This is a genomic window from Pseudomonas sp. 05N434 (genome assembly GCF_056396965.1).
The window spans coordinates 1-4,640 of the sequence record NZ_JBFTMK010000403.1; the positions used below are offsets into that span (position 1 = coordinate 1).

At 61.0% G+C, this 4,640-nt stretch carries 5 protein-coding genes; 3 read left to right on the plus strand and 2 right to left on the minus strand.

Annotated features, from left to right (window positions below; genetic code table 11):
* The first annotated feature begins 156 nt into the window (after window positions 1-156).
* Both AC1DLB_RS21800 and AC1DLB_RS21805 read left to right on the plus strand, forming a co-directional pair.
* Window positions 157-1,248, plus strand: a complete 1,092-nt coding sequence (locus AC1DLB_RS21800; RefSeq protein ID WP_096479890.1) for a catalase family peroxidase — start codon at window positions 157-159, stop codon at window positions 1,246-1,248.
* On the plus strand, window positions 1,245-1,790 hold the full coding sequence (locus AC1DLB_RS21805; protein ID WP_018925452.1) for a cytochrome b: 546 nt from the start codon (window positions 1,245-1,247) through the stop codon (window positions 1,788-1,790). Before AC1DLB_RS21800 ends, AC1DLB_RS21805 begins: the two co-directional genes overlap by 4 nt.
* Here AC1DLB_RS21805 and AC1DLB_RS21810 read toward each other — a convergent pair.
* A complete protein-coding gene (locus tag AC1DLB_RS21810; protein ID WP_477743721.1) occupies window positions 1,683-3,014 on the minus strand; it encodes an MFS transporter in 1,332 nt (443 codons plus the stop codon). The genes AC1DLB_RS21805 and AC1DLB_RS21810 overlap by 108 nt on opposite strands.
* A gap of 96 nt (window positions 3,015-3,110) precedes the next feature.
* On the opposite strand from AC1DLB_RS21810, the gene AC1DLB_RS21815 reads away from it, so the two are divergent.
* Window positions 3,111-3,557: a winged helix-turn-helix transcriptional regulator gene (locus tag AC1DLB_RS21815; RefSeq protein WP_026286359.1), complete on the plus strand. Its 447-nt coding sequence runs from the start codon at window positions 3,111-3,113 to the stop codon at window positions 3,555-3,557.
* 62 nt (window positions 3,558-3,619) lie between these two features.
* On the opposite strand, the gene AC1DLB_RS21820 is transcribed toward AC1DLB_RS21815, so the two are convergent.
* On the minus strand, window positions 3,620-4,640 hold a 1,021-nt coding region (locus AC1DLB_RS21820), incomplete at its 5' end, for a M14 family metallopeptidase (protein ID WP_477785622.1).

Below are 4,640 nucleotides of genomic sequence, written 5' to 3' on the forward strand. Positions count from 1 at the left end.
GCAGAAGCGTGAGCCGAGTTTTAACCCGGTTTGACCAACCTTGAGGATTCGTCGCTAGCGGTGCTTTGAAAGAAACTACAGTTCAGGGGGAATAATCCTACGTGACGTTCGTCTCATAGCTCTTTCCCCCTGTGGCCTATGGCCCCGGAGACTTTCATGGTTGATCGCTCATCTACAACAGGGCCGTCTCGGCCGCCCCTGAGCACCGCGAGCCTGACGTTGCGCCTGACCGGCATTGCCGTGGTGGTCGCCGCGCTGGCCGGGGCTTTTGCCTACGTCAACGGCACACTCGACCCACAGCGCCTGACGCCGAAAGCGTTGATCAATGTGCTGGAGAAAAACAACGGCGTGCACCCGGGGTTCCGTCGTAACCACGCCAAAGGGGTGTGCGTTATCGGGCATTTCGAGAGCAGCGGCCAGGTGCGCGAGTATTCCAGCGCCCAAGTGTTCAATGAAGCGCGGACCCCGGTGGTCGGGCGTTTCGCGCTGCCTGCCGGCAACCCTTACGCACCGGACAACAGCGTGCCGATCCGCAGCCTGGCGTTGCGCTTTACCCAGGCCAACGGTCAGCAGTGGCGCACCGGGATGAACAGCATGCCGGTGTTCCCGGTGGGCACGCCCGAGGCGTTCTATCAGCTGCAACAGGCGCAGTCACCGGACCCGGCCACCGGCAAACCGAATCCTGCGGCGGTGCCGGCGTTCTTCGGTTCTCACCCGGAAGCCGCGCCGTTTCTTGCCTGGATCAAGACTGCCAAACCTTCTGCCAGTTATGCGACCGAGACGTATAACAGCGTCAATGCGTTTTACCTGGTGAACGCAGCGGGGCAGCGGCAAGCGGTGCGTTGGAGCATGACCCCGGTTGCTCAGGATGCGGCGGGCGCGACGGCACCGGAGGGCGCTGACTTTCTGGAGAAGGATCTGGTTCAGCGTTTGTCCGCCGGACCGCTGCGTTGGCAGTTGAACATCACCCTGGCGAACTCTGGGGACCCGGTCAACGACGCGAGCAAGGCCTGGCCCGGCGACCGAAAAGTTGTGAACGCCGGCACTCTGGTGCTCGAAAGCACCCAGCCACAACTCAATGGCGAGTGCCGTGACATCAACTACGACCCACTGGTATTGCCCAGCGGTATCGAAGGCTCCGACGACCCGCTGCTCGCCGCTCGTTCAGCGGGCTATGCCAATTCCTATCTGCGTCGCACCAGCGAAGTGAATCAGTTGCCCAACGCCAAGCAGGAGGCTCATCAATGAGCGCTCAACCGAACCATTTCGCTCCCCTGGCGCGGCTGCTGCATTGGCTGATGGCGCTGATGATCATCGCGATGCTGTTCATCGGCGCCGGCATGGTGGCCTCGGTGTCCGAGCGTCACGAGTGGCTGATCCACCTGCACAAACCGTTGGGCATCGCCATTCTGCTGTTGGTGGTCGTGCGTCTGGCCGTGCGTTTTTCGACCCGGCAACCACCGCTGCCGGCGGACTTGCCGGGTTGGCAAGTGCTCGCGGCGAAGGCTTCGCATGTCTTGCTGTACGCCTTGATGCTGATTTTGCCGCTGCTGGGCTGGGCGATGATTTCGGCGGCTGGCGATCCGGTGATGCTCAGCAGCTCGTTGCAACTGCCGTCGATCCTGCCGGCGAATGCGCAGGTGTTTGCATTCCTGCGCAAGGCACATAGGTATCTGGCGTATCTACTGTTCCTGACCGTGCTGCTGCACCTGGCGGCGGCGTTGTTTCACGGTTGGGTGCGCCGCGATGAGGTACTGGACAGCATGTTGCGGGGCAGGGACCGTGGGTGAGTCGGGGGACTGCCGATAACTGTGGCGAGGGGGCTTGCCACAGGTGTTGGGTGTTTTGGCGGCGAGCGTCAGCCACCAATAGATCAACGCTACGACGCTGATGCCCGCACCCAGCCAGCACACCGCGATCCAGCCGGCCCAGGCATACATCGCCGTCGAACCGATAGAGCCCAAGGCGCTGCCGATCGAATAGAACAGCATGTAGCCGGCGGTGAGTCGGCTTTGCGCTTCGGGGCGCACGCTGTAGATCATGCTCTGGCTGGTGACATGGACGGCCTGCAAACCCAGATCCAGCGTAATCACCCCGAGCAGCAGCGCCCACAGCGAGGATTGAGTGAGGGCGATGGGCAGCCATGAGGCGAGCATCAGCAACAACGACAGTCCGCTGGTCCATTGACCCAGGCCACGATCGGCCAGATGCCCGGCGCGAGCAGCGGCCAGTGCGCCGGCAGCCCCGGCCAGCCCGAACAGTCCGATTTCGGTGTGGGACAGTGAAAGCGGCGGGGCGCTCAACGGCAATACCAAAGGGGTCCACAGCACCATGGCACTGGCGAACGTCAGCAGGGCAAGGATGGCCCGTTGACGCAACACCGGTTCTTCCTTGAACAACGTGAAGACTGAGCCGATCAACGCGCCGTAAGCGCTATCCGGTCGCGCGTCTTCGTGCCTGGGCAGCACACGAAACAACAGCAGCGCCATCACCAGGGTCAACCCGGCGGACAGCAGATAAATCGAACGCCAACCAGCCAGGTCGGCCATGCCGCCGGCCACCGTTCGTGCCAATAGAATGCCGACGACAATGCCGCTGGTGATCACGCCTACCACACGTCCACGTTGCGCCGGGATGGCCAGCGTCGCGGCGTAGGCCACCAGGACTTGCGTAACGACCGCCAGTAACCCGGTCAGCGCCATGCCGAGCAACAGCCAGGTGCTGCTCGGGGCTAACGCAATCATCAACAAGGCCAGTGCCGACAGCAGGGTTTGCAAGACGATCAATCGGCGGCGGTTGAGCAGATCCCCCAGAGGGACCAGCAACAACAGGCCCACGCCATAACCGATCTGAGTGAGGGTGATGATGATACCGATGGTTGCCGGGTCCATGGCGAAGGCTTCGGCCATGGCATCGAGCAATGGTTGTGCGTAATACACATTGCCGACGGCCAGGCCGCAGGCGACGGCAAACAGCAGCACCACGGCGCCGCTTAACGGGTGGTCAGGTTTCATCACAGGCTTCCTTGTGTGGTTGCAATATAAAACCAGTTGTACGGTAAGGATTCTGGTTTTATATTGCAACCACATTGGTTGCCGGCGGACGCGGTCATGGTTAAACGTACAAGCATGGAAGGCGCCGAATGCCCGGTCGCTCGTTCACTGGATGCGATTGGGGATTGGTGGTCGCTATTGATCGTGCGCGATGCGTTCGATGGCCTGCGACGCTTCGGTGAGTTCCAGCGCAATCTCGGCATGGCCAAGAACATTCTTTCGGCACGCCTGCGCACATTGGTGGCCCACGGGATTTTCGATCTGGTGCCGGCGTCGGATGGCAGCGCGTATCAGGAATATGTGCTGACGGAGAAGGGCCAGGGCTTGTTCCCGTTAATCATCGGGTTGCGGCAGTGGGGCGAGGCGTTTTTCTATGAGGCGGGGGAGGCGCATTCGCAGGTTGTCGATCGTGAGAACGGTCGACCGGTGCGGCCGCTGGAATTGCGCGCCGAGGATGGGCGGCTGTTGGGGCCCCAGGATTGTGTGCGGATCCCGGCTGAGTAAAACATCAAAAAATCGCCGCCTTGCAGGAGCTGCGAAGGCTGCGATCTTTTGTCCAAGGGTGATCAGCGCAAGGTATCGACCATGTCGGCAATGGTCGTCAGCACATCCTTGCCCAACTGCTTCGAACGCTTACCAGACCAGCCGGTCAGCGCATTCGGCGCGTCGTTGTTGTCCTTGAAGGGCATTTCAATGGTAAAGGACAGGCAGTCGAACTTCTGACCGACGCTGTTGCAGGCCAGGGTCATGTTGGCTTTGCCCGGTTCGTCGCGGGTGTAGCCGTGTTTGGTCTGAAAGTCCTTGGTCAGGTGCTTCAGAAGGCTGCGGAAGCGCTCTTCGAGTTTTTCGATCCGCGGTGTATAGCCGGGGTTGCCTTCGCAACCGGCGGTGAACACGTAGGGAATTTCTTCATCGCCATGGATGTCGAGGAACAGGTCGACGCCGTATTTTTCCATTTGCTGCTGAACGAACAGCACTTCCGGGCTGATTTCCTGGCTGGCGTTCTGCCAGGCGCGATTCAGGTCCTGGCCCATGGCATTGGTGCGCAAATGACCGTGGAAGGCGCCGTCCGGGTTCATGTTCGGCACCAGGTACAGGTCGGCGCTGGCCAGGAGCTTATTCAGCACCGGGTCGTCGTGTTTTTCCAGGCGTTCGATCACGCCTTCCATGAACCATTCGGCCATGTGTTCGCCGGGGTGTTGCTGGGCGATGATCCAGACCTTGCGCTGGCCTTCGGCGCCAGTCCCTTTGCGCAACAGCTGGATGTCACGACCCTCAACGCTCTTGCCGGTGGCCAACAGTTCGGTGCCGGCCTTGGTCAGTGCCTGTTCGATCAGCCAGTCGTGACGGCCACGGCTATAGGGTTCGAAGTAGGCGAACCAGGCATGGGTGGCAGTGGCTTCAAGGCTGAAACGCAGGCAGTCGCCTTCGAAGATGGTCGGCACCCGGAACCAGTTGACGTGGTCGTAGGACGCCACCGCCTGATAACCATCCCAGGCCTTGTTGTATGAGGATTTGCTGGCGTTGTTCAGACGAAACCAATGCTCCTGACCCACATGCAGGCCGCTGGCCTTGAAATGGAACCAC

Coding starts and splice junctions, on each gene's coding strand:
- AC1DLB_RS21800 (WP_096479890.1), top strand. CDS start 157: ATGGTTGATCGCTCATCTACAACAGGGCCGTCTCGGCCGCCCCTGAGC.
- AC1DLB_RS21805 (WP_018925452.1), top strand. CDS start 1,245: ATGAGCGCTCAACCGAACCATTTCGCTCCCCTGGCGCGGCTGCTGCAT.
- AC1DLB_RS21810 (WP_477743721.1), bottom strand. CDS start 3,014: ATGAAACCTGACCACCCGTTAAGCGGCGCCGTGGTGCTGCTGTTTGCC.
- AC1DLB_RS21815 (WP_026286359.1), top strand. CDS start 3,111: ATGGTTAAACGTACAAGCATGGAAGGCGCCGAATGCCCGGTCGCTCGT.